We start from the raw sequence: 24303 nt of genomic DNA on the forward strand, positions 1-24303 counted from the left end.
TCGGCCATGCAGCACAGCCATGCGATCCGTCCCAGCGGCGGGGCATGGGCGGCTTCCATTGTCTGGGCCTGCCTGCCCCTGTTCACCTGCGGTTTCGCGACCCCGTTCTCGATCGGGTTCGCGGCCTACTGGCTGCGGAGCGTCTGGCAGGTCTTCGCCGCGTCCGCTTACCTGGTCTGCGTCGGGTCGTTCCTGATCTCCGTCATGGCGTACGACACCTTCGATGACATTCCCCAGCCGCTGGCCGGGCTCATTTCGCTGGGATGGCTGTTCAGCTGGGTAGGCGGGGTCGTCCACTCGGTGTTCCTGGTGCGGCCCATGGTCCGGGCACGGCTCAGAGCGCCCTCGCCTCAGCGGATGCATCCGCACCACCAGCCGGTGAACCTGCACCAGCGGACCACCGCGCCGACCTACCAGCGGCGGACGGGCGAGCCGGACTGGATCGGGCACTATCGGGTGCTTCAGCCGCTCGGGCGCGGCGGGCAGGGGACGGTCTACCTCGCCATGGCGCCCAACGGGACGCGGGTGGCGGTGAAGGTGCTGCATGATCTGGTCGATGAGACGGCGCGGGCGAGGTTCGCGCGGGAGGTGGACGCGGCTCGGCGGGTGGCGACGTTTTCCACAGCGCGCGTGCTCGACGTGAGCATCACGGGCCAGCCTGCTTACATCGTCAGCGAGTACGTGGAGGGGCCCTCACTCGAGCAGCTCGTCAAGAAGCACGGGCCGCGCGACGAGGACGGTCTGACCCGGCTGGCGTTGTCCACAGTGGGGGCGCTGGCCGCCATCCACAAGGCGGGGATCGTGCATCGTGACTTCAAGCCGAGCAACGTGTTGATCGGGCGCGATGGGCCCCGGGTGATCGACTTCGGGATCGCTCGGGCGCTTGATCAAGTGACCATGACGTCCGGGAAGATGGTGGGGACCCCGCCTTACATGTCGCCTGAGCAGTTGACGGGAGAGGCGGTGGGGGCGGCTTCTGATGTGTTCAGCTGGGCTGTGACCATGATGTTCGCGGCTACCGGGCGGCCGGCGTTCGGGGAGGACACGGTGCCGGCGGTGTTCAACCGGGTGCTTACCTTTCATCCGGACCTATCGCCGTTGCCGCCTGCGTTACGTGGGGTTGTGGGGTCTTGTTTGAGCAAGCGGCCGGCGGATCGGCCTTCGGCATCTGAAGTGTTGTTGGCCATCGTTGCTTGAGTTGGGGCGTTGTCGTTGATCGCGTCAGGGAGTTGCTTCCCTTGCGCTTTTGGTGAGGTCGAGGTATTCCTCGCGGGTTATCCGATGTGTGGCTAGTGACAGTATGTGGCGTTCTGCGAAGTTGTGGGTGTGCTCTGGAGACCAGTGGCCGGGTAAGTGGTGAAGGGCTCGGCCGGTTATGTCCAGGATGAAGAGGCCGGTCAGATTCTCGTAGTGGTAGAGGAGCAGACTGAAGGCTTGACCGGGCGACGCGCCGATGCGGTATTCGGCCAGGACTTCGCCGCTGTGCGTCACGCTGATCCTGCCGTCCGGCTCACCGCGTAAGTTCAGGCCGCCGTGCGGGCCGAGGATCGTGCCGCGTTCTACTCGCCGGCGGTGGAACCTCTTGAGAACAGGACCCATGACCAGCAGGGCCGGGCTGAACATGACCGCCAGCCACTTGGCGTGGAGCAGGTCCAGGAGCATCGCGCCGAACGCGGACAGGCCGCGCCAGACGCCCCACAATCCCAGCGTGGCCAGGTAGGCCATGAAGCCGAGGCCGACGACACCTGCGCACATTGCTATGGTTTTGCGCCACTTACGGAGGGCGGGGATGGGCATGCCGCGCATGCGCTGCCAGCCTGGGGCTCGGCTCGCCAGGGTTCCGCGTACACGAGCGGCGGGTTGGAAGCGGGCGTCCAGGACCGGGATGCCGGACTTGGTGACGAAGGCGTCCACGTCCGGTCCGTGCCACTCGCCCGGAAGGTCGAGCAGGACCAGTCCGTCGGCGTCCAGCGCGGCCATTCCTTGAACGGAGCGCGGCTGCTCTTTCTTGCCGGTCGGCGTGGTGGTCCGCTGGTCGCAGTCGTAGCGGTAAAGGGTGGCCGGAGTGATGCGTACCGATGCGCCGGTGGTGGTGTCGGTGGCGGTCAGAGTTCGGCCGTCTGCGGTCAGAACGGTTCCGGGGCATTGACTGCCCTTGGTCGCGCCTGCGATAGGACGGAGTTGCAACACAGTCATACCCCCAGTGGGCCCCGTACTCAGGTATGACGAATATGTGCGGTGGAAGGTTTCCGGCCCCCTGCTTGAGGTCCACCTCGCACAGTCGATGTTCTAGGTGAGGACCTTGATGACGCCGGTGAGGGCCAGTTGGAGCAGGGCCAGGGGGACGAGGACGGCCCAGGCGAGCTTCTGGAGCTGATCTTCGCGCAGGCGAGGGTAGGTCACCCGGAGCCAGATCACCACGAACGCCAGCAGGAAGACCTTGATCAGGGTCCAGAGCCAGCCGGGCAGGAACGGGCCGTGCCAGCCGCCCAGGAACAGGACGGTGGTCAGGAAGGACAGGACCACGATCCCGGCGTACTCGGCGAGCATGAAGAGGGCGAAGCGCATGCCGGTGTACTCGGTCATCGGGCCCATGATGATCTCGGACTCGGCGATCGGCATGTCGAACGGAGGGCGGCGCAGCTCGGCCAGGCCGGCCAGGAAGAAGACCACGCCGCCGATCGCCTGCCAGGGCAGCCACCACCACTGCCACGCCTCGACGATGCCGGGGATCGAGAGGGTGCCCGCGGCCATCGCGATCGATGCGGCCGCCAGGACCAGCGGCAGCTCGTACGACATGAGCTGGGCGGCCGAGCGCATGCCGCCGAGCACCGAGTATTTGTTGGCAGAGGCCCAGCCCGCCATGATCGAGCCCAGGACGCCGATGCCCATGACGGCCAGCACGAAGAAGAGGCCGAGGTCCAGATCGACGGCCACGAGGTCGCGGTCTATGGGGATGGCGATCAGTACGACGAGGTAGGGGATCAGGGCCACGCCGGGGGCGATCATGAAGATCCGGCGGTCGGCGGCGGCCGGGATGACGTCCTCCTTCTGCGCGAACTTCACCCCGTCGGCGATGAGCTGGGCCCAGCCGTGGAAGCCGCCCGCGTACATGGGGCCGAGACGTGACTGCATGTGGGCCATGACCTTGTGTTCGGTCTGCCCGATGATCAGTGGGAGCGCCAGGAACACGATGAGGATGACGACGAAGCTCAGCACCACTTCAAGCATCGGGCGGCTCCCAGATCGGGTGGTTGACGCTACTTCAGGGCTTCAGATGGGGATTCGGATGCGGCCTGGGGTGGGTGGGTGCGGGTGGAGGCAGGAGGTGTCAGGCATCGGGGGTTCCCAGTCGGCCGGGACGCCGGGATGCAGGGGTGTCAGGCATCGGGAGTTCCCCAGTCGGCGGGGACGCCGGGAGGCAGGGTTCTGCGGCGGCTTGGGGAGCCGTGGCCCGACTCCCCCGGCTCCTTGGCTCCGGGCCACGGCTTCGCCACCCGGGCCGCCAGGATGAACTCCTTGCGGAGCGGGTGCCCCTCGAACCCGTCGGGGAGCAGCAGCGGCACCAGGTTGGGGTGGCCGTCGAAGATCACACCGAACATCTCGTACGTCTCGCGCTCGTGCCAGTTCGCCCCCCGGTAGACGCCCACGGCGGTCGGCAGGTGGGGATCGGCCCGGGGGATGCGGGTGCGCAGCAGGAGGCGTTGGCCGGCGGCCAGGTTGAAGACGTGGGCGACGATCTCGAACGCGTCCGGCGGGTCGTCCACGCCGGTCAGCCAGTCGAAGAAGGCGTAGCCGAGGTCGTCGCGGACGAAGGTCAGCAACTCGATCCAGTCGGCCGGTTCGACGTCGACCGTCGTGTCGCCGTACGACTCGGAGATCTGCGCCCGGTCGCCGAAGCGCGCGGTGATCGCGGTGCTCACGCCTCCTCCCGTGTGGAGGAGGGAGCTGCGTAACGTTCGCCGAGGTTTTCGGCTGCGATCTTCTCCTGCAGTTGCATGATGCCGTACAGGAGCGCCTCCGGCCTGGGCGGGCAGCCGGGGACGTAGACGTCGACGGGGATGATCTGGTCCACGCCGTTGGTGACGCAGTAGGAGTCCCAGTAGGGGCCGCCGCTGTTGGAGCAGGCGCCGAACGAGATGACGTACTTCGGGTCGGGCATCTGCTCGTAGAGGCGCTTCACGGCCGGGGCCATCTTGTCGGTCACGGTGCCCGAGACGATCATCAGGTCGGCCTGGCGCGGGCCGTTCGCGAACGGGATCACGCCGAACCTGATGAAGTCGTGCCTGCTCGTCGACGCCGCGATGAACTCGATGGCGCAGCAGGCCAGCCCGAAGTTGAACACCCAAAGGGAGTAGCGCCGCCCCCAGTTGAGCACGAAGCGCATCGGCTTGGGCGCCAACTTGGAGATCGGGCCCACGGAGGGCATCGGAAGATCCGTCGCTGCCATGCCGCCCATTCTTGCGCGGATCACAGGTCAGGCAAAGGATCCATCGCCAAGGGCTCAGGTCCAGGTGAGTACGCGCTTGCGCCAGGCGTACAGGATGCCCAGGGCGATGAACCCCAGGAAGACGAACATCTCGACCAGCGTCGTCACCCCGTAGCCGGGCGCGTCGAAGACGGTGGCCCACGGGAAGAGGAAGACGGCGTCCACCGCGAAGACCACGTACAGGTAGGTGAACACGTAGTAACGCACCTGCGACTGCGCCCACCCCTCGCCCACCGGGTCGACTCCGCACTCGTACGTGGTCAGCTTCTCCGGCGTCGGCCGGGACGGGCGGAGCAGGCGGTTGACGAAGAGGGCGCCGGCCACGATGGCGACGCCGATGGCGAGCAGCGCGGCGACGAGCACGTAAGACCCGAAGTAGCCGTCCATGGCGTGATCGTAACTCCGGCGGCCCGGCGGAACCACGGACGCTGCCCCCTGGGGCACCCGCAAAACAAAGACTCGGTCAAAGGCTCCTCCCCGCTTCCCCCAAATGGGTATAAATCACAAGATCAGCCCCATACGGTGACATACATGCACAAAATGCGATTCGCCCCCGGAATCGCTCTGCTGGTCCTCTCGGCCACGGGTTGCGGTCTGGCCGCCGCCTCTCCAGGGGAGGACGTCGTGGTCCCGGCAGAGCCGACGCTGATCGACTTCGTCGACCCGGCGACCGTCGTCGGCCTGTCCACCGAGACGCTGACCGAAGGCGACTCCGCCTCCAGCAGATACGTGCACATCACCTACCCGGAGCTGGCCGACGCCCCCGCGCTCAACCAGGCGCTGCGCGCCCACGCCCAGCGCCAGTTCGACGGCTTCCGCGAGCGCGCCGAGCCCGGCGACCCGGCCCCGCGTCCCGAGCTGAACGTCGACTGGCAGCTCGCCGCCGTCTCCCCCGACGCGGTCGCGGTACGGCTGCGCACCGGCGAGTCCACCGGCGCGAGCTGGAAGAACTCCACCCGGACCTACTGGTTCGACCCGCATTCGGGCCAGGCCGCCGGCTCGACCGGCCTGCTGGACGGCCAGAGCGCGCTGCGGCGGCTCGCGGCGCTGGTCAAGAGCCAGCTCGACACGCGTGGCTCCGAGGTGGAGCGGGACGCGGTGCGGCCCGACGACGACCGGTTCGACTCGATGGCCTTCAACCGGGCCGGAGACCTGGTGGTCGAGTTCGACGACTGCCAGGTGGGGCCGTGCTCGCTGGGCCGGGTCGCGGCGGCGGTGCCGGCCGGGCAGGTGACGCCGCTGCTGTCGGAGCTGGGGCGGCGGGCCCAGGACCGGGCGCGGTCGGCGGCCGGGAGCGGCCTGCCCGTGACGCCCAGGATGGCGCCCACCACCAACCCGGACGCGGTCAGCAACCGGGCGGGGAGCGTCGACTGCGTCGCCGTCAAGTGCGTGGCGCTGACGTTCGACGACGGGCCCGGCCCCTACACGGGCGAGTTGCTGGACCTCCTGCTGAAGGATCGGGCGCGGGCCACGTTCTTCACGGTCGGCACGAACGCCGCCGCCCAGCCCGGGTTGTTGCGCAGGATGAGCGCGGAGGGCCACCTCGTCGGCAACCACAGCTGGGGACACCGGGACCTGTCGGAGCAGGGCACCAGCAAGATCACCGACTCGCTCGGGCGGACGGAGGACGTGATCTCCGGGGCCATCGGGCAGACGCCGAAACTGGTGCGGCCGCCGTACGGGGCCGTGAGCCAGGACGTGCGCGACACCGCCCGCAAGATGGGGCTGACCCTCGTCACCTGGGACGTCGACACCCAAGATCAGCTCGGCGGCGAGGCGCGCGACATCGCCGACATGGTGGCGGAACAGGTGCATCCCGGTGCGATCATTCTTATGCACGACATCCATCGGGAGACCGTTGACGCCGTTCCGGACATCCTCAAAAGGTTGCACGGGAAGGGATACAGCTTCGTCACCGTTCCTGAGTTGTACGGCTCTGCGGCAATGCAGGCCGGACGCCTGTACAGGTCAGGGAACGAGCTGCCGGGTAAGCAGCCCCTGACGTAGCGCACATGCTGGGGGGACGTATAGTTGGCGCTCGTGACCCGAACCGTCCTGTTCGCCCGCCTGCATGTGGACCTCTGCAGGCTCGCGTCCGGGCTGTGTCGTCGTTGTTCTCCGAGCTCACCCTGACTCCGACGGCGTTTACCCGCTTTGTGCGGCTGGCAAACGCGTGACCTTTCGAGGATCTAGCATGGAAACAGAGAACGCGCCTAAGGCAACCGCGCAGTGGCGCGTCGAGGAGGACTGAGCTGTGACAAAGCAGGTCCAGCAACTCGACCGCGTGATCATCAGGTTCGCCGGAGACTCCGGCGACGGCATGCAACTCACCGGCGATCGTTTTACCGCGGGCACCGCGGAGTTCGGCAACGACCTGTCGACGCTCCCCAACTTCCCCGCTGAGATCCGCGCGCCCGCAGGCACTCTGCCCGGCGTGTCGAGCTTCCAGTTGCACTTCGCCGACCACGACATTCTCACGCCCGGCGACGCGCCGAACGTGCTCGTGGCCATGAACCCCGCCGCGCTCAAGGCCAATCTGGGCGACCTGCCCAGGGGCGCGGACATCATCGCGAACATCGACGAGTTCACCAAGCGCAACCTGCAGAAGGTCGGCTATGACGCCAACCCGCTGGAGGACGACGCGCTCAGCGAGTGGCGCGTGCACGCCGTGCCGCTGACCTCGCTGACCGTCAAGGCGCTCGAAGGCTTCGACCTGTCCAAGAAGGACGCCGAGCGGTCCAAGAACATGTTCGCCCTCGGCCTGCTGTCCTGGCTCTACCACCGGCCGACCGAGCACACGGTCAAGTTCCTCGAGCAGAAGTTCGCCAAGAAGCCCGACATCGCCAAGGCCAACATCGCGGCCTTCCAGGCAGGCTGGAACTACGGCGAGACGACCGAGTCCTTCTCGGTCTCCTACGAGGTCAAGCCGGCTCGCCTGACACCGGGCGTCTATCGCAACATCTCCGGCAACCAGGCCCTCGCGTACGGATTGATCGCCGCCAGTGTGCAGTCGAAGCTGCCGCTCTTCCTGGGCTCCTACCCGATCACCCCGGCCAGCGACATCCTGCACGAGTTGTCGAAGCACAAGCGGTTCGGCATCCGCACCTTCCAGGCGGAGGACGAGATCGCGGGCGTCGGCGCGGCGCTGGGGGCCGCGTTCGGCGGTGCGCTGGGCGTCACCACCACCTCGGGTCCGGGTGTGGCGCTGAAGGCCGAGACCGTCGGCCTGGCGGTCACCACCGAGTTGCCGCTGATCGTCGTGGACGTGCAGCGGGCCGGGCCGAGCACCGGCATGCCGACCAAGACCGAGCAGACCGACCTGTTGATGGCGATGTTCGGCCGCAACGGCGAGTCCCCGGTGCCCATCGTGGCGCCGATGTCGCCGAGCGACTGTTTCGACGCGGCCATCGAGGCGGCCCGGATCGCGGTCAAGTACCGCACGCCGGTCATGCTGCTCTCGGACGGCTACCTGGCCAACGGCTCCGAGCCATGGCGTCTGCCAGAGGTGTCCGACCTGCCGGACATCTCGCAGGAGTTCACCACCGAGCCCAACGGCGCCGACGGCGAATACCTGCCGTACAAGCGCGACACCGAGACGCTGGCCCGGCCGTGGGCCATCCCCGGCACCGCCGGCCTCGAGCACCGCATCGGCGGCATCGAGAAGGCCGACGGCACCGGCAACATCTCCTACGACCCGGACAACCACGACCTGATGGTCCGCACCCGGGCCGCCAAGATCGCCGGCATCGACGTGCCGCCGCTGGAGGTGGACGACGCCGACGGTGACGCCCGCGTGCTGGTCATCGGATGGGGCTCGACGTACGGGCCGATCGCCGCGGCCGTGCGGCGCATCAGGCGCGAGGGCGGCAAGGTCGCGCAGACCCATCTGCGCCACCTCAACCCGCTGCCCGCCAACACCGGCGAGGTCCTCAAGAGCTACGACAAGGTGCTGCTGCCCGAGATCAACCTCGGCCAGCTCGCCCTGCTGCTGCGGGCCCGCTTCCTCGTCGACGTGATCAGCTACAACCGTGTGCGCGGGCTCCCGTTCAAGGCCGAGGAGCTTGCAGGAGTCATTCAGGACGTGATCGACAGTGACTGAGCTCGTCAACGGGAAGGGCCTGTCGCTCATTCCCAAGACCGACGTGAAGCAGGGCATGAAGGACTTCAAGTCCGACCAGGAGGTGCGCTGGTGCCCGGGTTGCGGTGACTACGCGATCCTGGCGGCGGTGCAGAGCTTCCTGCCCGAGCTGGGGCTCAAGCGCGAGAACATCGTGTTCGTCTCCGGCATCGGCTGCTCCTCGCGTTTCCCGTACTACCTCAACACCTACGGCTTCCACTCCATCCACGGGCGGGCGCCGTCCATCGCGACCGGGCTGGCCGCCTCGCGGCCCGACCTGAGCGTCTGGGTGATCACGGGTGACGGTGACGCGCTGTCGATCGGCGGCAACCACCTGATCCACGCGCTGCGCAGGAACGTCAACCTGAACATCCTGCTGTTCAACAACCGGATCTACGGTCTGACCAAGGGCCAGTACTCACCCACGAGCGAGGTCGGCAAGATCACCAAGTCGACGCCCATGGGCTCGCTGGACAAGCCGTTCAACCCGATCTCGCTGGCCATCGGCGCCGAGGCGTCGTTCGTGGCCAGGACCATCGACTCCGACCGCAAGCACCTGCAGTCGGTGCTGCGCGACGCCACCGCGCACCGCGGCACGTCGCTGGTGGAGATCTACCAGAACTGCAACATCTTCAACGACAACGCCTTCGAGCAGCTCAAGGACCCTGAGATCCGCGACGACATCACCGTGCGGCTCGAGCACGGGCAGCCGATCGTGAGCAGCTCCAAGGCCGTCGTGCGGGCGCCCAGCGGCGGCATCCAGGTGGTGTCCCGTGACAGCGTGGCCGAGTCGGAGATCCTCGTGCACGACGCGCACAACCCCGACCCGTCCCTGGCCTTCGCGCTGAGCAGGCTGGACGAGCCGGCGTTCGAGCACGTGCCGATCGGGATCTTCCGGCAGGTCGAGCGGCCGGCCTATGACGTGCTCATGGCCGGGCAGCTCGAAGAGGCCGTGGCCCAGAAGGGGCCGGGCGACCTGAGTGAGCTGCTGCTGGGCGGCGACACCTGGCGCATCAGCTGACATTCACGATTTGATGGGGCCTGCTCGTCCGAGCGGGCCCCTTTCGTATGCCCGCCACGTTCTCTGAGGGGGCGCTCGTGGAGTGGCATGGCAGGCGGGCTCTGGTGACGGGGGCTTCGGGGTTCATCGGCGCCGCCCTGGTCCGGCGGCTGACCGAGCTGGGCGCCGAGGTGCACGGCGCCAGCAGGAGCACGGGCGTCGATCTGCGGGACGCCGCGGCCGTGGACGAGGTGTTCGCGGCCGTCCGTCCCGAGGTGGTCTTCCATCTGGCCGGCGAGGTGAACGGCGCCAGGGACGTGTCCGTGGTGCGGCCGACGATGGAGGGGAATCTGGCGAGCACGGTGAACGTGCTGAGCGCCGCCGTCCCGTCCGGCTGCCGGGTGGTGCTGGCGGGGTCGAGCGAGGAGCCGCGGCCGGGCAACGGGCACAACGCGCCGCCGTCGCCGTACGCGATGGCCAAGACCGCGGCGACCGGGTACGCCGAGCTGTACCACCGGTTGTGGAACGTGCCGTTCACGATCGTGCGGCCGACCATGGTGTACGGGCCGGGGCAGCGGGACGTCGCGAAACTGGTGCCGTACGTGACGCTGGCCCTGCTGCGCGGCGAGAAGCCGCGGCTGACCAGCGGCGCCAAGCTCGTGGACTGGGTGTACGTCGACGACGTGGTCGAGGCGTTCGTGCTGGCCGGGCTGAGCGAGCGGACCGCCGGGCAGGCGTTCGACGTGGGCACCGGCACGCGGATCTCGGTCCGGAAGGCCGTCGAGCTGCTGTACGAGATCGCCGGCGAGGACGCCGCCCCGCCCTTCGGCGCCGTCGCCGACCGGCCGCTGGACGTGCCGCAGACGGCCGATCCCGGGCCCGCCCTGGAGCTGATCGGCTGGTGTCCCCGCACCACGCTGGCGGACGGGCTGCGCCGCACCTACGCCTGGTACAGATCCAGCTAAAGGCTCACTTGTAACGGTCCGAGGGGCAGGCCGGATACACAAGAGCTGAACCGGACTGGGGAGAACGGTTATGACGCTGGGGTCGATCATCAACCTGACCGTTCATGGCATAGGTGACACCGATCGGCCGCTCGACCCTGGTGAGGACGGCACCTGGGTCACTGTCGAGCAGTTCGAGCGGGTGCTCGACGCCGTCGTGGACCGTAAGGATGTCCGGATCACCTTTGATGACGGCAACGCCTCCGATGTGGAGATCGCCCTGCCCCGGCTGCTCGAACGCGGACTGCGCGGCGAGTTCTTCGTGCTCGCCGGGCTCATCGGACAGCCGGGCAGGGTGACGGCCGACGGCGTCGCCGAGCTCGTCAGGTCGGGCATGCGGGTCGGCTCCCACGGATGGGGGCACCGCGACTGGCGGCGGCTCGGGCCCGGACAGGTCAGCGAGGAGTTGTCGCAGGCCCATCAGGTGATCGGCGGATTATGCGGGCATCCGGTGACCCGGGTCGCCATCCCGTTCGGCTCCTATGACCGGCACGTGCTCGGGCGGCTCCGCACGGCAGGCGTGACCTGCGCATACACCAGCGACGGCGGCCGGGCGACGCCCGGCTCCTGGCTTCAGGCCCGCAACAGCCTGCGGCACGACCTGGACGAGCGGTGGATCCACCGGGTGCTCGACGACCGCCCGCCGCTGGCGCACCGGGCCAGGAAGGCCGCCGCGCGGCTGTACAAGAGAGCGCGAGGCTGACCCCGGATGCGCGTAGCGGTAGTGATCGTCACCTACAACAGCGCCGACGTGCTGGCCGGCTGCCTGCGCAGCCTCGCGGCGGGCGCGCGCGGAGTGGAGCTGGCCTCGGTCGTCGTGGCCGACAACGCCTCGGCCGACGACTGCCTGACCATCGCCAAGCAGGCCAGGGACCTGCCGGTGATCACGGTCCAGCTCGGCAGGAACGCGGGCTACGCGGCCGCCGTCAACGCCGGCGTGGACGCGCTGGACCTGGACGGCCTGGACGCGGTCTACGTGATGAACCCGGACTGCCGGCTGCTTCCCGGCTCGATCGCGCCGCTGGCCGAGGCGTTGCGGGCGCCGGGACGCGGCATCGCGGTGCCGTACATGGTCAATCCGGACGGGTCACTGCAGCCGTCGTTGCGCCGCAGGCCGACGATCGGCCGGGCCGTGATCGAGGCGGTCATCGGCGGGGACCTGGCCGGGCGGCTGGGCAAGGCGGGCGAGCTGGTGACCGATCCGCGCGAGTACGAGCGGCCCGGCGCGGTCGCCTGGGCGACGGGGGCGGCGATGTTGTTGTCGGTGCCCGCGATGCGCGAGATCGGGCCGTGGGACGAGTCGTTCTTCCTCTACAGCGAGGAGACGGAATACTGCCTGCGGGCCGCCGACCAGGGCTGGCTGACCTGGTACGAGCCGGCGTCGGTGATCGAGCACATCGGCGGCGACTCGGGCACGAACCCGTTCCTGGCCGCGCTGCTCATCGTCAACAAGGTGCGGTTGTTCCGCAGGCGCCGCGGCCGTCTGCCGGGCGCCGCCTACTACGTCGCGGTGCTGCTCGGCGAGGGCGCGCGGGCGCTGGCCGGCCGGAAGATCTCCCAGGCGTCCTTCGCCGCGCTGCTGCGCCCGTCCCGGGTGCTCCCGTGAAGGCGTTCGACGAGCTCACGACGGAGGAGCTGGACGCCTGGCACAAGCTGCGGGCGGCCAACCCGGCGCTGGACAGCCCGTATTTCCATCCGGGCTTCGCGGCGGCGGTGCACGAGTTCGAGGCCGTGCGGGTGGCCGTCGCCAGGGATCCGCGCGGGGAGATCGTCTCGCTGCTGTCCTGTCACCGGGACGGGGGGCTGCTGCGGCCCGTGGGGTGGCCGGGAGCCGACTTCCAGGGCCCCGTGCTCGCGCCCGGCACCGCCTTCAGGCCGCTGGAGCTGCTCGGGCGGGGGGTGCGCGGGCTGGAGTTCGACCATCTGCTGGAGGACGCGGGGTTCGAGCCGTGGATCCTCTCGCGCCGCGCCTCGCCGTACGTGGACGTGACCGGGGGGCTCGACGGCTATCTGGGGCGCGCGTCGCGGTCGGGCAAGGACAACATGGGGCAGGCCAGGCGGCGGACGGCCAAGGCCGAGAAGACGTACGGGCCCGTCCGCTTCGAGGCGGACACCGTCGATCCCGAGGCCCTGCGGGAGGTCGTCCGCCTCAAGCGCGCCCAGTACGCCGCCACGGGCGCCAGGGACTACTTCGCCGAGCCGGGCCGGATCGAGCTGCTCACCAGGCTGCTGCACACCCGCGACCCGGCGTTCGGCGGCGTGTTGTCGACGCTGCGCGCGGGCCCGCACCTGCTGGCGGCGCATTTCGGGATGCGCTCGGGCGGCGTGCTGCACTGGTGGTTCCCCGTCTACGACCCGGAGTACGCCCGGCTGGCGCCCGGCTGGATGTTGCTGCGCGAGCTGGTGTCCGCGGCACCCGCGCTCGGCCTGACCCGCATCGATCTGGGGCGCGGCGACGACGAGTACAAACGCCGGGCCAAGACCGGCGAGAGCGTCGTCTGCCAGGGGCTCGTCACGGGCAGCCCGGCGCGGCTGGCCCTGCGCCGCGCCCGTGACTCGCTCGCCGCCACGGCCAGACGGTCGGAGCTCCTGCGGAACCTCGCACGCAAGATCAGGAACGTGTAACGCTCCAAGCAACTGATCCGAACAAACAAGGGTGAGCCGGGTGAGGCATGACAAATGTCGTGAGCCCTGCTCCTGACGCGACGGGGGAGGGCCCGGACCGTGAGAATCAGTGTCTTCGGACTCGGTTACGTCGGTTGCGTGTCCGCCGCCTGCTTGGCCTCGATGGGGCACGAGGTCGTGGGCGTGGACGTCAGCCAGGCGAAGGTGGATCTCATCGCCTCGGGGCGCGCCCCCGTGGTCGAGGAGCGCATCGGCGAGCTGACCGAGCAGGTGGTGCGGGCGGGATCGCTCCGGGCCACCACGGACGCCGCCGCGGCCGTCCGCGCCACGGAGGTGTCGCTGGTCTGCGTCGGCACGCCGTCGGCGCCGAACGGCAGCTTGTCGACGCGCTACCTGGAGCGGGTCGCCGAGGAGATCGGCGCCACGCTGGAGAGCGGGCACACCGTGGTCTTCCGGAGCACCATGTTGCCGGGGACCTGCGAGAGCCTGCTGATCCCGATCCTGGAGCAGGCGTCCGGGCTGCGGGCGGGGCGGGACTTCGGAGTGGCGGTGAACCCGGAGTTCCTGCGCGAGGGCACCAGCGTGCGGGACTTCTTCGATCCGCCCAAGACGGTGATCGGCGAGAGCGACGCGGCCACCGGCGCGCTGGTGGCCACGCTGTACGAGGGCATCCCCGGCGAGGTGTTCCGGGTGCCGGTAGCCGTAGCCGAAATGACGAAATATGCGGACAACGCGTTTCATGGGCTCAAGATCAGCTTCGCCAATGAGCTGGGCTCGGTCTGCCAGGCCCTGGGGCTCGACTCCCACCAGGTCATGGACGTCTTCCTGGCCGACCGCAAGCTCAACATCAGCCCCGCCTACCTGCGCCCCGGCTTCGCCTTCGGCGGCTCGTGCCTGCCCAAGGACCTGCGCGGCCTGGTCTACGCCGCCCGCCGGGCCGACGTGTCCGTGCCGCTGCTCTCGCACGTGCTGCCCTCCAACGAGGCCCACCTGCAGCGGGCGTTCGAGCTGGTCGTGGCCGCCGACAGCCGCAAGGTCGGCCTGTTCGGGTTGTCGTTCAAGCCGGGCACCGACGACCTGCGGGAGAGCCCGCTGGTCGAGCTGGCGGAGCGGCTCCTCGGCAAGGGCTACGAGCTGCGCATCTACGACGAGAACGTGACCCTGTCGCGGCTGATGGGCGCCAACCGGGACTACATCGAGCAGCGGCTCCCCCACCTCGGCGACCTGCTGACCACCTCGATCGACGAGGTGCTCGCGCACGCCGACGTGTGCGTGATCGGGTCCCGCGAGCCGGCCGTGCTCGACGCCGTCGCGCGCGCGGGCACCCGAACGATCATCGACCTCGTCCGTCTCCCCGACGCCGCCGCGCGCCGGGCGACTCCTGGATATGTGGGCCTTGCCTGGTAAACGTGCGCTGATCCTCGTCGAGAACCTCTCCGTGCCGATGGACAGGCGGGTGTGGCAGGAGAGCGTCACGCTGCGCGACGCGGGCTGGGAGGTGCACGTCATCTGCCCGCGCGGCGCCAAGCAGGACACCGAGCCCGAGGCGGTGATCGACGGCATCGCGATCCACCGCTACCCGCTCACGGCCGCCACCGGCGGGCCGCTCGGCTACCTCAAGGAGTACGGCTCCGCGCTCTGGCACACCTTCCGGCTGGCCAGGGAGGTCGGACCGGTCGACGTGGTGCACGGGTGCAACCCGCCCGACCTGTTCTACCTGGTGGCGCGGAAGCTGGCCCGCAAGGGCACCCGGTTCGTCTTCGACCAGCACGACCTGGTGCCCGAGCTGTACCTGTCGCGGTTCGGCCGGGGCAAGGACCTGCTCTACCGGGTCGTGTGCGGGCTGGAGCGGCGTACGTACGACGCCGCGCATGTGGTGATCGCGACCAACGAGAGCTACCGGGAGGTGGCGCTGACCAGGGGCGGCAAGCGGCCGGACGAGGTGTTCGTGGTCCGCAGCGCACCCGCGGTCGAGCGTTTCCACCAGGTGCCGCCGGACACGTCGATCAAGCGCGGCAAGCCGTACCTGCTGTGCTACCTGGGCGTGATGGGGCCGCAGGACGGCGTGGACTACGCCTTACGCGCGCTGGCCCGGCTGGAGCGGCAGGACTGGCACGCGGTGTTCGTCGGGGGCGGCGACACGTTCGACGCGATGGTGGCGCTCTCCGGGGAGCTGGGGCTGGCCGACCGGGTGGAGTTCACCGGGCGCATCCCCGACGAGGACCTGATGCGCTATCTGTCGACGGCCGACGTGTGCCTGTCGCCCGACCCGCTCAACCCGCTCAACGACGTCTCCACGATGAACAAGATCATGGAGTACATGGCCATGGCCAAGCCGATCGTCTCCTTCGAGCTGCGCGAGGCTCGGGTGTCGGCGGGTGAGGCGGCCCTGTACGCGCCGGCCAACGACGAGGCGGAGTTCGCGAAGCTGATCGCGTACCTGCTGGACCATCCGGATGAACGGCGCAGGATGGGCGAGATCGGCCAGGAGCGGGTCCAGGGCCCGCTGTCCTGGAACGAGTCACGCAAGGCCCTCATCGCCGCCTATTCGAAAGTGATCGCATGAGCGCATACACGTGGCTGCGGCGCAGCGTCGGCCAGCTCCTGTACGAGCGCAGGTACGGCGTACGCACGGCCGACCGCGTCGACCTGGCCGACTTCGGCCTCGACGGCGAGGAGCGCGTCTCCTACATCGCGTTCAACTGGCGGGGCCTGCGCAAGGCGCTGCCCATGAGCGAGGTGAGCGAGCGGGACGTGTTCATGGACTTCGGCTCGGGCATGGGCCGGGTGATCGTGGAGGCGTCCCGCTACCCGTTCGCCCGGGTCATCGGGGTCGAGCTGTCGGAGGAGCTCACGGAGATCGCCAGGGAGAACGTCGCGAACATGCGGGTGCGGCGGCGCTGCGGCGACATCGAGCTGGTCGTGTCCGACGCGCTCGACTACGACATACCCGACGACGTGACCGTGGTGTTCTTCAACAACCCGTTCCGCGGCAAGACCTTCGGCGAGGTCGCCGACCGGCTCATCGCCTCGGTGGACCGCGCGCCGCGGCGGATCCGGATGATCTACTACAACCCGGTGGAGGAGCCGTACCTGACGAGCACGGGACGCTTCCGCCACGTGCGCACGATCGAGCTGAAGCCGGACCCGCTCAACCCGCCCTTCGGGACGATCAGGACCTACGACCTGCTGCCGAAGTGATCACCCGCGGGTGCTCGCGTCGGTGCCCCACCGGACGGCGCCGGAGCGGCGGAGCACGGTCAGCGCCCGGTCGAGCAGGAGCACGGCCAGATAGCAGGCGGCGTCCAGCGGGCTCACCTCGCGCCTGCGCACCAGCGTGCCCAGCGCGCCGAGCCGGAGCGGGCTCCCGGTCACCGGGCGGCCCAGGCGGGCCAGTTGCCGGTTGCCGAGGCGGACCCGGACGCGGCGGCGCAGGTGGGCGGCGACGGTCCTGGCCGGCCGGACGAGCGAGGTGGCCGCCGGCACCGGGACCCGCTCGCCGTCCAGGAAGCTCGCGTGCACCCAGCCGTCGTCGGACAGCACGTCGGGCAGCGGAAAGGCCCTGGCATGCCCCTCTTTCCCGAGCGCGTAGACGCCCACCCCCGCCAGCGCCCGCCCCGGCGCGACCAGCCGGTCGTGCGTCCGGTGCAGCCGCCTGGCCACCCATCCCGCCCGCGCCAGGTCGAGCACGGGCACCGGGGCGCAGGCCAGCACCCCCGGACGCGCCAGGGCGGCCACCAGCGCCCGCGCCGAGGCCGTGCTCAGCACGACGTCCGCGTCCAGGTAGAGGCGGGGGAACGTGCGGCAGGCTTCGTCTCCGAGCCGCAGTGCGTGCGCCTTGCCGCCGACCGGCGTCTCGATCACCCGCACGCCCGCCGCGCGGGCCAGGGCCGCGGTCTCGTCGGCGCAGGCGTTGGCCACCACCACGACGTCGAGCTCGCCCGGCGCCGCCTCCTCCAGCAGGGCGGCCAGTCCCGCCCCGATGACGACTTCCTCGTTGTGCGCCGGAATGACGACGCTCGCGATGGGATCCACCGGCCGGTCCCTTTCGAAAGGATGAATCGATGAGAGTTGAGCGGACCCCGCTCGACGGCGTGTTGCTGTTCGTGCCGTCGCCGCACCGCGACGAGCGCGGCCTTTTCACCCGCACGTTCGACACCCGGGTCGCGGCCGAGCACGGGCTCGACCCGGCGGCGTTCCTGCAGGACAGCCAGTCGCGCTCGCGTCAGGGCACCGTGCGCGGCATGCACGGCAGATCCGGGCGCGGTGAGGCCAAGCTGGTGCGGTGCGCGCGCGGGGCCGTGCACGACGTGCTGGTGGACCTGCGGCCCGGCTCCCCCACGTTCGGGCGGCAGTTCTCGGTACGCCTCGACGACCACGACTTCGTCACCCTGTACGTGCCCGCCGGCTTCCTGCACGGCTTCCAGGCGCTGACCGGCGAGGCGGACACCTGCTACCGGATCGACAGGGAGCACGATCCGTCGGAAGATCTGTCGGTGCGCTACGACGACACCGAGCTCAAGATCGACTGGCCGCTGCCCGTCACGGCCGTCAGCCCGCGTGATCTCGCGGCCGGCACGTGGGCGCAGCTCGTCGAGCGTCTCGCCTAGGAGAGTGTGATCCATGCGAAGGCTACTCGCCGGCGCGGTGTTGTTGGTGTCGGCCTGCGGCATCGGCGCGGCGCCCCAGCCCACCGTGACCGTCACCGTGACCGCCCCGGCCTCCCAGCCAGGCGGCCCCTCGTCGTCCGAGGCCCCGGCCTCCCGGCCGGCCGCGACGCAGCCGCCCCCGCTGGTGCCCCGGCCCGTGGTCGCCCCCGACGGCCGCCGCTGCCCCGACCATCCCACGCCCGCCTGCACCGGCGTGCCGCCCGGCACGCAGCTGACCACGATGGACGCCAACGACGGCCCGGCGACCCGGATCGACAAGCCCGGCACCGTGCTCGACGGCGTGCGCGTCACCGGCGACCTGCTCATCGGCGCGGAGAACGTCAAGATCGTCAACAGCCAGATCGACGGCGCCATCCAGCCCAAGTTCGACGACCAGCCCTACTCCTTCAGCATCACCGACAGCACCGTGGGGACGACCGACGAGTGCGTGACCGCGCCCGCCATCGGCTACGCCCACTACACGGTCGAGCGGGTGCTGGTGCACGGCCACGCCGACGGGTTCCGCGACTCCGGCGACGACATCGTCATCAAGGACTCCTACGCCAGGCTCTGCTCCGACGGGATGAAGAACTACGCCGACGGCGTGCAGACCTTCAACGCGGGCCGCAACTTCACCCTCGACCACACCACGATGGACATGCGCGACGTCAAGAACTACAACGCGCCGATCTTCTTCAACGACCGGCCCGACGGCACCCGCGACGTCACGGTCACCAACAACCTGGTGATGGGCGGCAACTACACGGTCCAGTTGCACAACATCCACGGCTTCCTGATCGTCAAGAACAACCTGGTGGTCGACAAGACGTGGGAGTTCGCCCCGATGTCCGGCGACTGTCTCGACACCATCCAGTTCGAGAACAACCACATCGTCACCATCGACGACGACTACCGGGTCACCTCCATCGTCCGGCCGCTCACCTGCAACGGCAAGTGAGCGGGGCGCCGCTCGTCGTTCGCCATCCGCAGCAGCGTCCCCGTGGCCCCGACCAGCAGGAACGACAGGCCCGTGACGATCGCGTACGACAGCAGGTCGAACGTGGCGGCGCCGAGCACCGGGGCCACCAGGCAGGCCGCGATCGTCAGCCCGAGCTCCCTGACGTCCGGGTCCGCGCTCAGATAGCGGGCCCGCAGCGCGCACACGAACGCGCAGACGAACATGCCCAGGAAGGCGGTCACGCCGAGGAGGCCGGTGTCGATCGCGCCCTGGATGTACTGGTTGTCGAAGACCTGGTACTTGGGGGCGTACCAGGTGCCCGTGCCGCGCCCGAGCCACAGGTGCTTGGAGATCTCCTGGCCGGCGAAGGCGTAGTCGTGCGTGCGGTAGTCGATGCTGCTGTCGTTGAAGAAGTTGTCGAACAGGCCGAAGATCGTGCCGAGCAGTCCGGGCGAGACCACCTTCATCACGGCGAGGAAGCCGCCCAGCACCACGAGCGCCTGGATCCGCCGCCGCGCCGGCCAGCCGAGCAGCAGCACCACGCCGACCCCGGCCAGGGCCAGGATGGCCGACCTCGACACCGAGAACATCAGGCCCATGCCGATCATGCCCGTGCACAACCACCAGCGCAGGGCGGGCCTGGCCAGCTCACGGGCGCGGAAGCTGTAGTGCGCGGCGAGCGGCAGGATCATGGCGCAGATCACGCCGAACTCGATCGGATGCCCCGACGTGGCGGCCACCCTGCGCATCGCGTTCCGATCGAAGATGAACGCGTCCTCGATGACGAACCGCAAGCCGGGGACCTGCATGTACTGGGTCAGGTCGAAGTTGAACAGGAACTGGCCGGCGCCCACCAGCGACATGAGCGCGCCGCCCACGACGATGGTCTTCAGCACGAAGTCCAGTCGCTCCCTGATCCGGATGCCGTCGCACACGGCCAGCCCCACGCCCGCGTTGGCCAGCACCAGCACGATCGCGTGATCGGCCATGTTGAGCTCGTCGGACGGCAGGAAGCCGTAGGTGCCGTAGCCGTAGGCGGCGGCGCAGGTGATCACGTACAGGAAGAGTGCGGTCCTGACCGGGCTGCGGCCCTTGGCGGCGCCCAGCGTCCTGGTGAGCTGCGCGCACAACCACAACAACGCGGCGAGCAGGGCGAGCACGTTCGCCACCGACAACGCCAGCGGCAGGCCGCGGATGATCATGCGGGCCGGGATCAGCATCAGCGTCACCACGAACAGGCAGAGCACCGTGGCCGCGTCCGCCCGGCGCGGCATCCCGGGCAGCACCGGCGGCGCGAGCGGGGTCGTCACGCCGGCTTGCCGTTCAGGTGGGACTCGGCGGCGACCAGCACCCGCGCGTCCACCTCGACCGGCGGACCGGCCTCGGCGGCCGCGGCCTCCCTGCGGCGCCTGCGCAGGTCGGCGAAGCTGTCGTAGGCGTACGTCGCGAACAGGCTGGCCATGATGCCCAGCGCCAGCGCGACCACGGCGGCCCGCAGCTTGCGCCCCGGCTCGGGCTCCGGCGGTGTCGGCGCGACGATCTGGGAGAGCGTGATGTAGGTGCCCGGCGGCGCGTCGACGGTCTGCTGGCTCTTGAACAGCTCCACCTTGGCCCTGGCCGCGACCTTGCGGACGATCTCCCGCGCCGCCTCCGGCGTGCGGGCCTCGCCCTCGATGAACACGAACGGTCCCGAGGCCAGCGCCTCGGCGTTCGTGCTGCCGTTGTGCACCTTGTACGTGACGTCGCCGCCCGCCACGATCCCCAGCTCGGCCGCCGTGTCCACGGTGGTGAGCCGGGCCGTCAGGATCGATGCGGTCATGGTGAGCCCGCGGTCGAAGTTGAGCAGCGGGTTCACCGGGGCGTTGGTCGTGCCCGGATGGACGGGCAGGCTGGCACCGGTGCGCGGCGTGGTGAGCACCATGGCCGCGTTGGAGGCCCACAGGGTGGGGACGGTCGAGTAGACGCCCGCGGCCACCCCCAGGGCCAGCAGGAACGCCGGAACGGAGACATACCAGCGGCGGAACAGAACCACTACCGTGAGCCAGAAGTCCATGCGCCCTTCCCCCTCAGGCCGCGAACCACGGGCACCGCCATGACACCCAGGTATCGTTCCAATAGGCCACGGATGTTACGTAACGAATCACCACTCCTCCGGCGATAAGCCTTCCGTGACCAAGGTGGCAGTGGTGACGCCCAGCTTCGGCCCCGACGCGGACCTCTTCGCCGAGCTGCACGCGTCCGTTCTCGCGTACACCTCCGACGAGACCGTCCATCACGTGATCGTGCCGCCGGGTGACCTGGCCCTGTTCGCGCGGTACGCGGGCCCCCGCTGCCGGATCTGGAGCGAGCCGGAGCTGCTGCCCCGCCGCTACGTCCGCGTCCCGAGGTCGGGTCTGTGGATCAACCGGCTGCGCCCGTGGCCGCCGATCCGCGGCTGGGTGATCCAGCAGGCGCTCAAGCTCTCCCTCACCGCCCGGATCGAGGCGGACGCCGTGCTGATCGTCGACTCCGACATCGTGCTGGTCAGGCCGGTGGAGGAGGACACGTTCCGGGCTGACGGGCGGCTGGTCCTGCACCGGGCCGAGAGCGCCGTGCACGAGGGCATGGGCCGGCACGTCCGCTGGCACCAGGTGGCCCGCGACCTGCTCGGCCTGCCGGCCGCGCCGGCGCCGCCGCTGCACGACTACGTCAGCTCGCTGACGTTCTGGGACCCGGCGGTCGTGCGCGCCATGCGGACCAGGATCGGCCAGGCCACCGGCCGCCACTGGCTGGACGCCTTCACCGCGCGCCTGCACATCTCCGAGTTCATCCTGTACGGCGTGTACGCCGACGAGGTCCACTACCTCAGCGACCCGCCCGTGGCCAACACGGCGCTCTGCCACAACTACTGGGACAGGACGCCGCTCGACCACGACGCGGCCCTGGCCTTCGCCGACCGGCTGGGCCCCGGGGCCATCGGCATGATGATCTCCGCCAAGTCGGACACGCCGCTGGCCGTCCGGCAGGCGGCGGTGCGCAGGTGCGCCGAGGTGGCCGGGCACTGAGAGCGCGCCCGGTCACTTCCGCGGCGACGGGATCTCGACCTTCGGGAACGTCTGCGTGTCGGCGGCGTCCTCGTCGTCGTCGTCCCGGTCCGCCAGCACCTCAACCGGCGGCCTGACCTGGCGGAACGTCTGGGTGTCGGTGGCGTCCTCCGGCTCCTCCGCGGCCGGCTCCTGGGGAACAACGGGCACCGGCTCGCTCTCCGGTGCGGGCGCCACGGTGTCCACGGCCTCGGTCCGGGCGTTCTCCGTGGGCGCCGCGGCCACCCGGATCCGCGCTCGCCTGCGCTGCCACGCGTACGCCAGGCTGAACCCGGCGAACACCATGAGCACGGAGATGATCATCGCGGTCTGCACCTTGTCGCCGATCTGCTCCTCGGGCGTCGACGGCGGTGTGACGTTGACCAGCGAGATGTAAAGGATCTGCGGCGCCCCCAGCTCCTTCTGCCGGGCGGCCAGATCGTCCTTGACTCGTTTCTGCGCCCGCAGCACCAGCTCCCGCGCGCTGCGCTCGGTGGGGCTGTCCACCGTGATCGAAAGGAACGGTCCACCGCTGCCGAACAGGGCCTGGTTGGTGCCGCCGTCGTCGATGGTGAGCGTGCTCGGCCCGTCCTTGGGCGCGCCGAGCTCGGCCAGCACCTCGGGTGTGCCGGTCGCGAGGATCAACGCCGCCGCCGTGGTCCGCAACCCGGCGTTGTCCTGCAGCAGCGGATTGGTCCGCCCGGCCGCCGACACGGGCTCTCCCGCCGCCGGCTGCGTGTTGCCCGGCCCGGCGAGCAGCAGCACCACATTGGCCGTGTAGTGAGCGGGCACGATGAGGAAAGCCACGAGACCCGCCAGCACGGCGGCCGCCAGGATCGGTGGACCGATGAACTTGTGTCTGGCCAGGTCGAAGACGGTTTTCCAGAACTCCAAGACGTCCCCGCCCCCTGAGTATATTTCGACCTGTACGAATGTGCGAAAATTAACATTCCCCCGGCATGCTGTACAGGGTTCATGTCGCCTATGGCACAACTCTTCATCTGAAAAAACGACTTACCTGTTACGTCCGCGCCGGTCCTGACGATAGACCTAGGGGCCGGACACGGGGGTGCCAGTGCATGAAGTCGGCTGAAATGGTCCAGACGGCCACCATCGACCGCCGCAGGCTGGCCGGTCTGGACGGAATACGCGGTCTAGCTGCGCTTTTCGTGGTGTTCCACCATCTCTGGCTGCTGTCGTTTCCCGGTTTCCCCCGGGACACCGGGCCTGGCTGGGCGAGCTGGATGCTCTACGGGCACTTCGCGGTGGTGGTGTTCATCGTGTTGTCCGGTTTCTCGCTGGCGATCTCACCGGCTCGCGCCGGCTGGCGGCTGGGCTCCCTGAGCCGGTTCGCGCAGCGCCGCGCGTGGCGGATCCTGCCGCCGTACTGGGCCGCGGTCGCCATCAGCCTGGTGATCGCCTGGACGCTGGTGCCCCAGCCGGGAGAGGGCGTGCCCACGGGTAAGTCCGTCCTCATCTATGGGCTGCTCCTGCAGGACGTCTTCGGCAGCCCGAGCCCCAACGGCGCGCTCTGGTCGATCGCCGTGGAGGCCCAGCTCTACTTCGTCTTCCCGCTGTTGTTGCTGTTGTTGCGCCGGGCCGGCGCGGTCGTCATGGTGGGCGCGGTGACCGCGGTCGTGGTGGGCCTCGGGCTGCTCGCCCAGGGGGTGCCGCTCGTGGGCGAGCTGATGCGGCTCACTCCCCAGTTCGCCGCGCTGTTCGCGCTCGGCATGGCGGGCGCGGGCGTGGTCCGGCTGCGGCGGCGGCTCCCCCTGCAGTGGCTGGCCCTCGCGGCCCTGGCGCCGGTGATCGTGCTGATCGTGGTCAACGGCTCGGAGTGGACGATCGGCCACCTCTACTGGGTGGACCTGGCGATCGGCCCGGCGACCGTGCTGCTGCTGGCGGCGGTGGCGACCGGGCGGCCCGCGCCGGTGGTGTGGCTGCTGGACACCCCGCCGATCAGGAGTCTCGGCTCGTTCTCCTACAGCCTCTACCTCATCCACGCGCCGATCGTGGTGAGCGCGCACGCGCTGCTGATCGCCCCCAGAATGGCGCCGGGAATCCCGGCGTTCCTGGTCGCGCTGGCCGTGATCGTGCCCATGGCGCTGGTGCTCGCGCGGTTGTTCGCGGCGGTGTTCGAGCTGCCGTTCACCAATAACAGGACGTTCGGCGCACTGCGTGCGGCGGCGGCCGGGAAATACGCCGCCATTCGCCGCGCTCGGCCGCCGGACGGACAGCCGAAATAGCGCGAAGGCGTTTCAGGAACAGTTTCGAATATCCACGGCGGCGCGGCCGGGCAGGCCCCGTGACCACCCGCCCAGCTCGGCTGACACACCGCCATGTTTGTGTAACAAATGGGGTCGGGTTTTGCGATTACCACTATGGGCCACACAAGCAGA

Annotated in this window: 25 protein-coding genes; 16 read left to right on the plus strand and 9 right to left on the minus strand. The window is 69.6% G+C overall.

The features are described from left to right. The first annotated feature begins 6 nt into the window (after window positions 1-6). Window positions 7-1197 (plus strand): protein kinase domain-containing protein, encoded by a 1191-nt coding sequence (locus tag ACWD0F_RS35490; protein ID WP_449883742.1) that lies wholly within the window; start codon window positions 7-9, stop codon window positions 1195-1197. Window positions 1198-1221: 24 nt separating this feature from the next. On the opposite strand, the gene ACWD0F_RS35495 is transcribed toward ACWD0F_RS35490, so the two are convergent. The 5 genes from ACWD0F_RS35495 to ACWD0F_RS35515 form a co-directional block, all read right to left on the minus strand. Beyond that, window positions 1222-2196 carry a hypothetical protein gene (locus tag ACWD0F_RS35495; protein ID WP_449883745.1) on the minus strand — a complete coding sequence of 325 codons (975 nt, stop codon included), beginning with the start codon at window positions 2194-2196 and terminating at the stop codon, window positions 1222-1224. Between the two features lie 93 nt (window positions 2197-2289). Next, window positions 2290-3231, minus strand: coding sequence for an NADH-quinone oxidoreductase subunit NuoH (nuoH, locus tag ACWD0F_RS35500; protein WP_449883747.1), 942 nt, complete (start codon window positions 3229-3231; stop codon window positions 2290-2292). A 149-nt stretch (window positions 3232-3380) separates the two neighbouring features. After that, on the minus strand, window positions 3381-3923 hold the full coding sequence (locus ACWD0F_RS35505; protein ID WP_449883750.1) for an NADH-quinone oxidoreductase subunit C: 543 nt from the start codon (window positions 3921-3923) through the stop codon (window positions 3381-3383). After that, window positions 3920-4450, minus strand: a complete 531-nt coding sequence (locus ACWD0F_RS35510; protein ID WP_449883753.1) for an NADH-quinone oxidoreductase subunit B — start codon at window positions 4448-4450, stop codon at window positions 3920-3922. The genes ACWD0F_RS35505 and ACWD0F_RS35510 overlap by 4 nt, the downstream gene beginning before the upstream one ends. 54 nt (window positions 4451-4504) lie before the next feature. Beyond that, window positions 4505-4876: an NADH-quinone oxidoreductase subunit A gene (locus ACWD0F_RS35515; RefSeq protein WP_449883755.1), complete on the minus strand. Its 372-nt coding sequence runs from the start codon at window positions 4874-4876 to the stop codon at window positions 4505-4507. Window positions 4877-5020: 144 nt separating this feature from the next. Between ACWD0F_RS35515 and ACWD0F_RS35520 the strand changes: the two genes are divergently transcribed. From ACWD0F_RS35520 to ACWD0F_RS35570, 11 genes are all read left to right on the plus strand, one after another. Beyond that, the gene (locus tag ACWD0F_RS35520; RefSeq protein ID WP_449883758.1) at window positions 5021-6496 is read left to right on the plus strand and encodes a polysaccharide deacetylase family protein; all 1476 of its coding nucleotides are present in this window, start codon (window positions 5021-5023) and stop codon (window positions 6494-6496) included. Window positions 6497-6529: 33 nt separating this feature from the next. Next, on the plus strand, window positions 6530-6622 hold the full coding sequence (locus ACWD0F_RS35525; protein ID WP_449883760.1) for a putative leader peptide: 93 nt from the start codon (window positions 6530-6532) through the stop codon (window positions 6620-6622). 121 nt (window positions 6623-6743) lie between these two features. Next, the gene (locus ACWD0F_RS35530; RefSeq protein WP_449883763.1) at window positions 6744-8588 is read left to right on the plus strand and encodes a 2-oxoacid:acceptor oxidoreductase subunit alpha; all 1845 of its coding nucleotides are present in this window, start codon (window positions 6744-6746) and stop codon (window positions 8586-8588) included. Continuing rightward, complete coding sequence (locus ACWD0F_RS35535) at window positions 8581-9627, plus strand: 2-oxoacid:ferredoxin oxidoreductase subunit beta (protein ID WP_449883766.1); 1047 nt, start codon at window positions 8581-8583, stop codon at window positions 9625-9627. The genes ACWD0F_RS35530 and ACWD0F_RS35535 overlap by 8 nt, the downstream gene beginning before the upstream one ends. A gap of 77 nt (window positions 9628-9704) precedes the next feature. Next, window positions 9705-10571 (plus strand): NAD-dependent epimerase/dehydratase family protein, encoded by an 867-nt coding sequence (locus ACWD0F_RS35540; RefSeq protein ID WP_449883768.1) that lies wholly within the window; start codon window positions 9705-9707, stop codon window positions 10569-10571. A 70-nt stretch (window positions 10572-10641) separates the two neighbouring features. Then, window positions 10642-11313 (plus strand): polysaccharide deacetylase family protein, encoded by a 672-nt coding sequence (locus ACWD0F_RS35545; RefSeq protein ID WP_449883771.1) that lies wholly within the window; start codon window positions 10642-10644, stop codon window positions 11311-11313. A gap of 6 nt (window positions 11314-11319) precedes the next feature. Further along, window positions 11320-12216 carry a glycosyltransferase family 2 protein gene (locus ACWD0F_RS35550; protein WP_449883774.1) on the plus strand — a complete coding sequence of 299 codons (897 nt, stop codon included), beginning with the start codon at window positions 11320-11322 and terminating at the stop codon, window positions 12214-12216. Continuing rightward, window positions 12213-13235: a GNAT family N-acetyltransferase gene (locus tag ACWD0F_RS35555; RefSeq protein WP_449883777.1), complete on the plus strand. Its 1023-nt coding sequence runs from the start codon at window positions 12213-12215 to the stop codon at window positions 13233-13235. The genes ACWD0F_RS35550 and ACWD0F_RS35555 overlap by 4 nt, the downstream gene beginning before the upstream one ends. A gap of 99 nt (window positions 13236-13334) precedes the next feature. Continuing rightward, window positions 13335-14642 (plus strand): nucleotide sugar dehydrogenase, encoded by a 1308-nt coding sequence (locus ACWD0F_RS35560; protein ID WP_449883780.1) that lies wholly within the window; start codon window positions 13335-13337, stop codon window positions 14640-14642. Next, complete coding sequence (locus ACWD0F_RS35565) at window positions 14623-15801, plus strand: glycosyltransferase family 4 protein (protein ID WP_449883782.1); 1179 nt, start codon at window positions 14623-14625, stop codon at window positions 15799-15801. The genes ACWD0F_RS35560 and ACWD0F_RS35565 overlap by 20 nt, the downstream gene beginning before the upstream one ends. Continuing rightward, complete coding sequence (locus ACWD0F_RS35570; RefSeq protein ID WP_449883785.1) at window positions 15798-16436, plus strand: class I SAM-dependent methyltransferase; 639 nt, start codon at window positions 15798-15800, stop codon at window positions 16434-16436. The genes ACWD0F_RS35565 and ACWD0F_RS35570 overlap by 4 nt, the downstream gene beginning before the upstream one ends. Here the strand turns inward: ACWD0F_RS35570 and ACWD0F_RS35575 are convergent, their stop codons facing one another. After that, the gene (locus ACWD0F_RS35575; RefSeq protein ID WP_449883788.1) at window positions 16437-17270 is read right to left on the minus strand and encodes a glycosyltransferase; all 834 of its coding nucleotides are present in this window, start codon (window positions 17268-17270) and stop codon (window positions 16437-16439) included. 29 nt (window positions 17271-17299) lie between these two features. Here ACWD0F_RS35575 and ACWD0F_RS35580 point away from each other — a divergent pair, with 29 nt between their 5' ends. Together ACWD0F_RS35580 and ACWD0F_RS35585 are read left to right on the plus strand one after the other, a co-directional pair. Further along, window positions 17300-17845 (plus strand): dTDP-4-dehydrorhamnose 3,5-epimerase family protein, encoded by a 546-nt coding sequence (locus ACWD0F_RS35580; protein WP_449883790.1) that lies wholly within the window; start codon window positions 17300-17302, stop codon window positions 17843-17845. Window positions 17846-17858: 13 nt separating this feature from the next. Next, window positions 17859-18842, plus strand: a complete 984-nt coding sequence (locus ACWD0F_RS35585; protein ID WP_449883791.1) for a hypothetical protein — start codon at window positions 17859-17861, stop codon at window positions 18840-18842. Here ACWD0F_RS35585 and ACWD0F_RS35590 read toward each other — a convergent pair. Both ACWD0F_RS35590 and ACWD0F_RS35595 read right to left on the minus strand, forming a co-directional pair. Beyond that, window positions 18794-20152: an O-antigen ligase family protein gene (locus ACWD0F_RS35590; RefSeq protein ID WP_449883794.1), complete on the minus strand. Its 1359-nt coding sequence runs from the start codon at window positions 20150-20152 to the stop codon at window positions 18794-18796. The genes ACWD0F_RS35585 and ACWD0F_RS35590 overlap by 49 nt on opposite strands. Then, complete coding sequence (locus ACWD0F_RS35595) at window positions 20149-20895, minus strand: hypothetical protein (RefSeq protein ID WP_449883797.1); 747 nt, start codon at window positions 20893-20895, stop codon at window positions 20149-20151. Before ACWD0F_RS35595 ends, ACWD0F_RS35590 begins: the two co-directional genes overlap by 4 nt. A 115-nt stretch (window positions 20896-21010) precedes the next feature. Here ACWD0F_RS35595 and ACWD0F_RS35600 point away from each other — a divergent pair, with 115 nt between their 5' ends. After that, complete coding sequence (locus ACWD0F_RS35600; RefSeq protein ID WP_449883800.1) at window positions 21011-21886, plus strand: DUF6492 family protein; 876 nt, start codon at window positions 21011-21013, stop codon at window positions 21884-21886. A 12-nt stretch (window positions 21887-21898) separates the two neighbouring features. Here ACWD0F_RS35600 and ACWD0F_RS35605 read toward each other — a convergent pair whose 3' ends face one another. After that, window positions 21899-22798, minus strand: coding sequence for a hypothetical protein (locus ACWD0F_RS35605; protein ID WP_449883803.1), 900 nt, complete (start codon window positions 22796-22798; stop codon window positions 21899-21901). Window positions 22799-22983: 185 nt separating this feature from the next. Between ACWD0F_RS35605 and ACWD0F_RS35610 the strand changes: the two genes are divergently transcribed. Beyond that, complete coding sequence (locus tag ACWD0F_RS35610; protein WP_449883805.1) at window positions 22984-24150, plus strand: acyltransferase family protein; 1167 nt, start codon at window positions 22984-22986, stop codon at window positions 24148-24150. The last annotated feature ends 153 nt before the right edge of the window (window positions 24151-24303 follow it).

This window comes from Nonomuraea sp. NPDC002799 (genome assembly GCF_053592075.1).

Coding starts and splice junctions, on each gene's coding strand:
- ACWD0F_RS35490 (WP_449883742.1), top strand. CDS start 7: ATGCAGCACAGCCATGCGATCCGTCCCAGCGGCGGGGCATGGGCGGCT.
- ACWD0F_RS35495 (WP_449883745.1), bottom strand. CDS start 2,196: ATGACTGTGTTGCAACTCCGTCCTATCGCAGGCGCGACCAAGGGCAGT.
- nuoH (WP_449883747.1), bottom strand. CDS start 3,231: ATGCTTGAAGTGGTGCTGAGCTTCGTCGTCATCCTCATCGTGTTCCTG.
- ACWD0F_RS35510 (WP_449883753.1), bottom strand. CDS start 4,450: ATGGCAGCGACGGATCTTCCGATGCCCTCCGTGGGCCCGATCTCCAAG.
- ACWD0F_RS35515 (WP_449883755.1), bottom strand. CDS start 4,876: ATGGACGGCTACTTCGGGTCTTACGTGCTCGTCGCCGCGCTGCTCGCC.
- ACWD0F_RS35520 (WP_449883758.1), top strand. CDS start 5,021: ATGCACAAAATGCGATTCGCCCCCGGAATCGCTCTGCTGGTCCTCTCG.
- ACWD0F_RS35545 (WP_449883771.1), top strand. CDS start 10,642: ATGACGCTGGGGTCGATCATCAACCTGACCGTTCATGGCATAGGTGAC.
- ACWD0F_RS35550 (WP_449883774.1), top strand. CDS start 11,320: ATGCGCGTAGCGGTAGTGATCGTCACCTACAACAGCGCCGACGTGCTG.
- ACWD0F_RS35565 (WP_449883782.1), top strand. CDS start 14,623: ATGTGGGCCTTGCCTGGTAAACGTGCGCTGATCCTCGTCGAGAACCTC.
- ACWD0F_RS35570 (WP_449883785.1), top strand. CDS start 15,798: ATGAGCGCATACACGTGGCTGCGGCGCAGCGTCGGCCAGCTCCTGTAC.
- ACWD0F_RS35580 (WP_449883790.1), top strand. CDS start 17,300: ATGAGAGTTGAGCGGACCCCGCTCGACGGCGTGTTGCTGTTCGTGCCG.
- ACWD0F_RS35585 (WP_449883791.1), top strand. CDS start 17,859: ATGCGAAGGCTACTCGCCGGCGCGGTGTTGTTGGTGTCGGCCTGCGGC.
- ACWD0F_RS35595 (WP_449883797.1), bottom strand. CDS start 20,895: ATGGACTTCTGGCTCACGGTAGTGGTTCTGTTCCGCCGCTGGTATGTC.
- ACWD0F_RS35610 (WP_449883805.1), top strand. CDS start 22,984: ATGAAGTCGGCTGAAATGGTCCAGACGGCCACCATCGACCGCCGCAGG.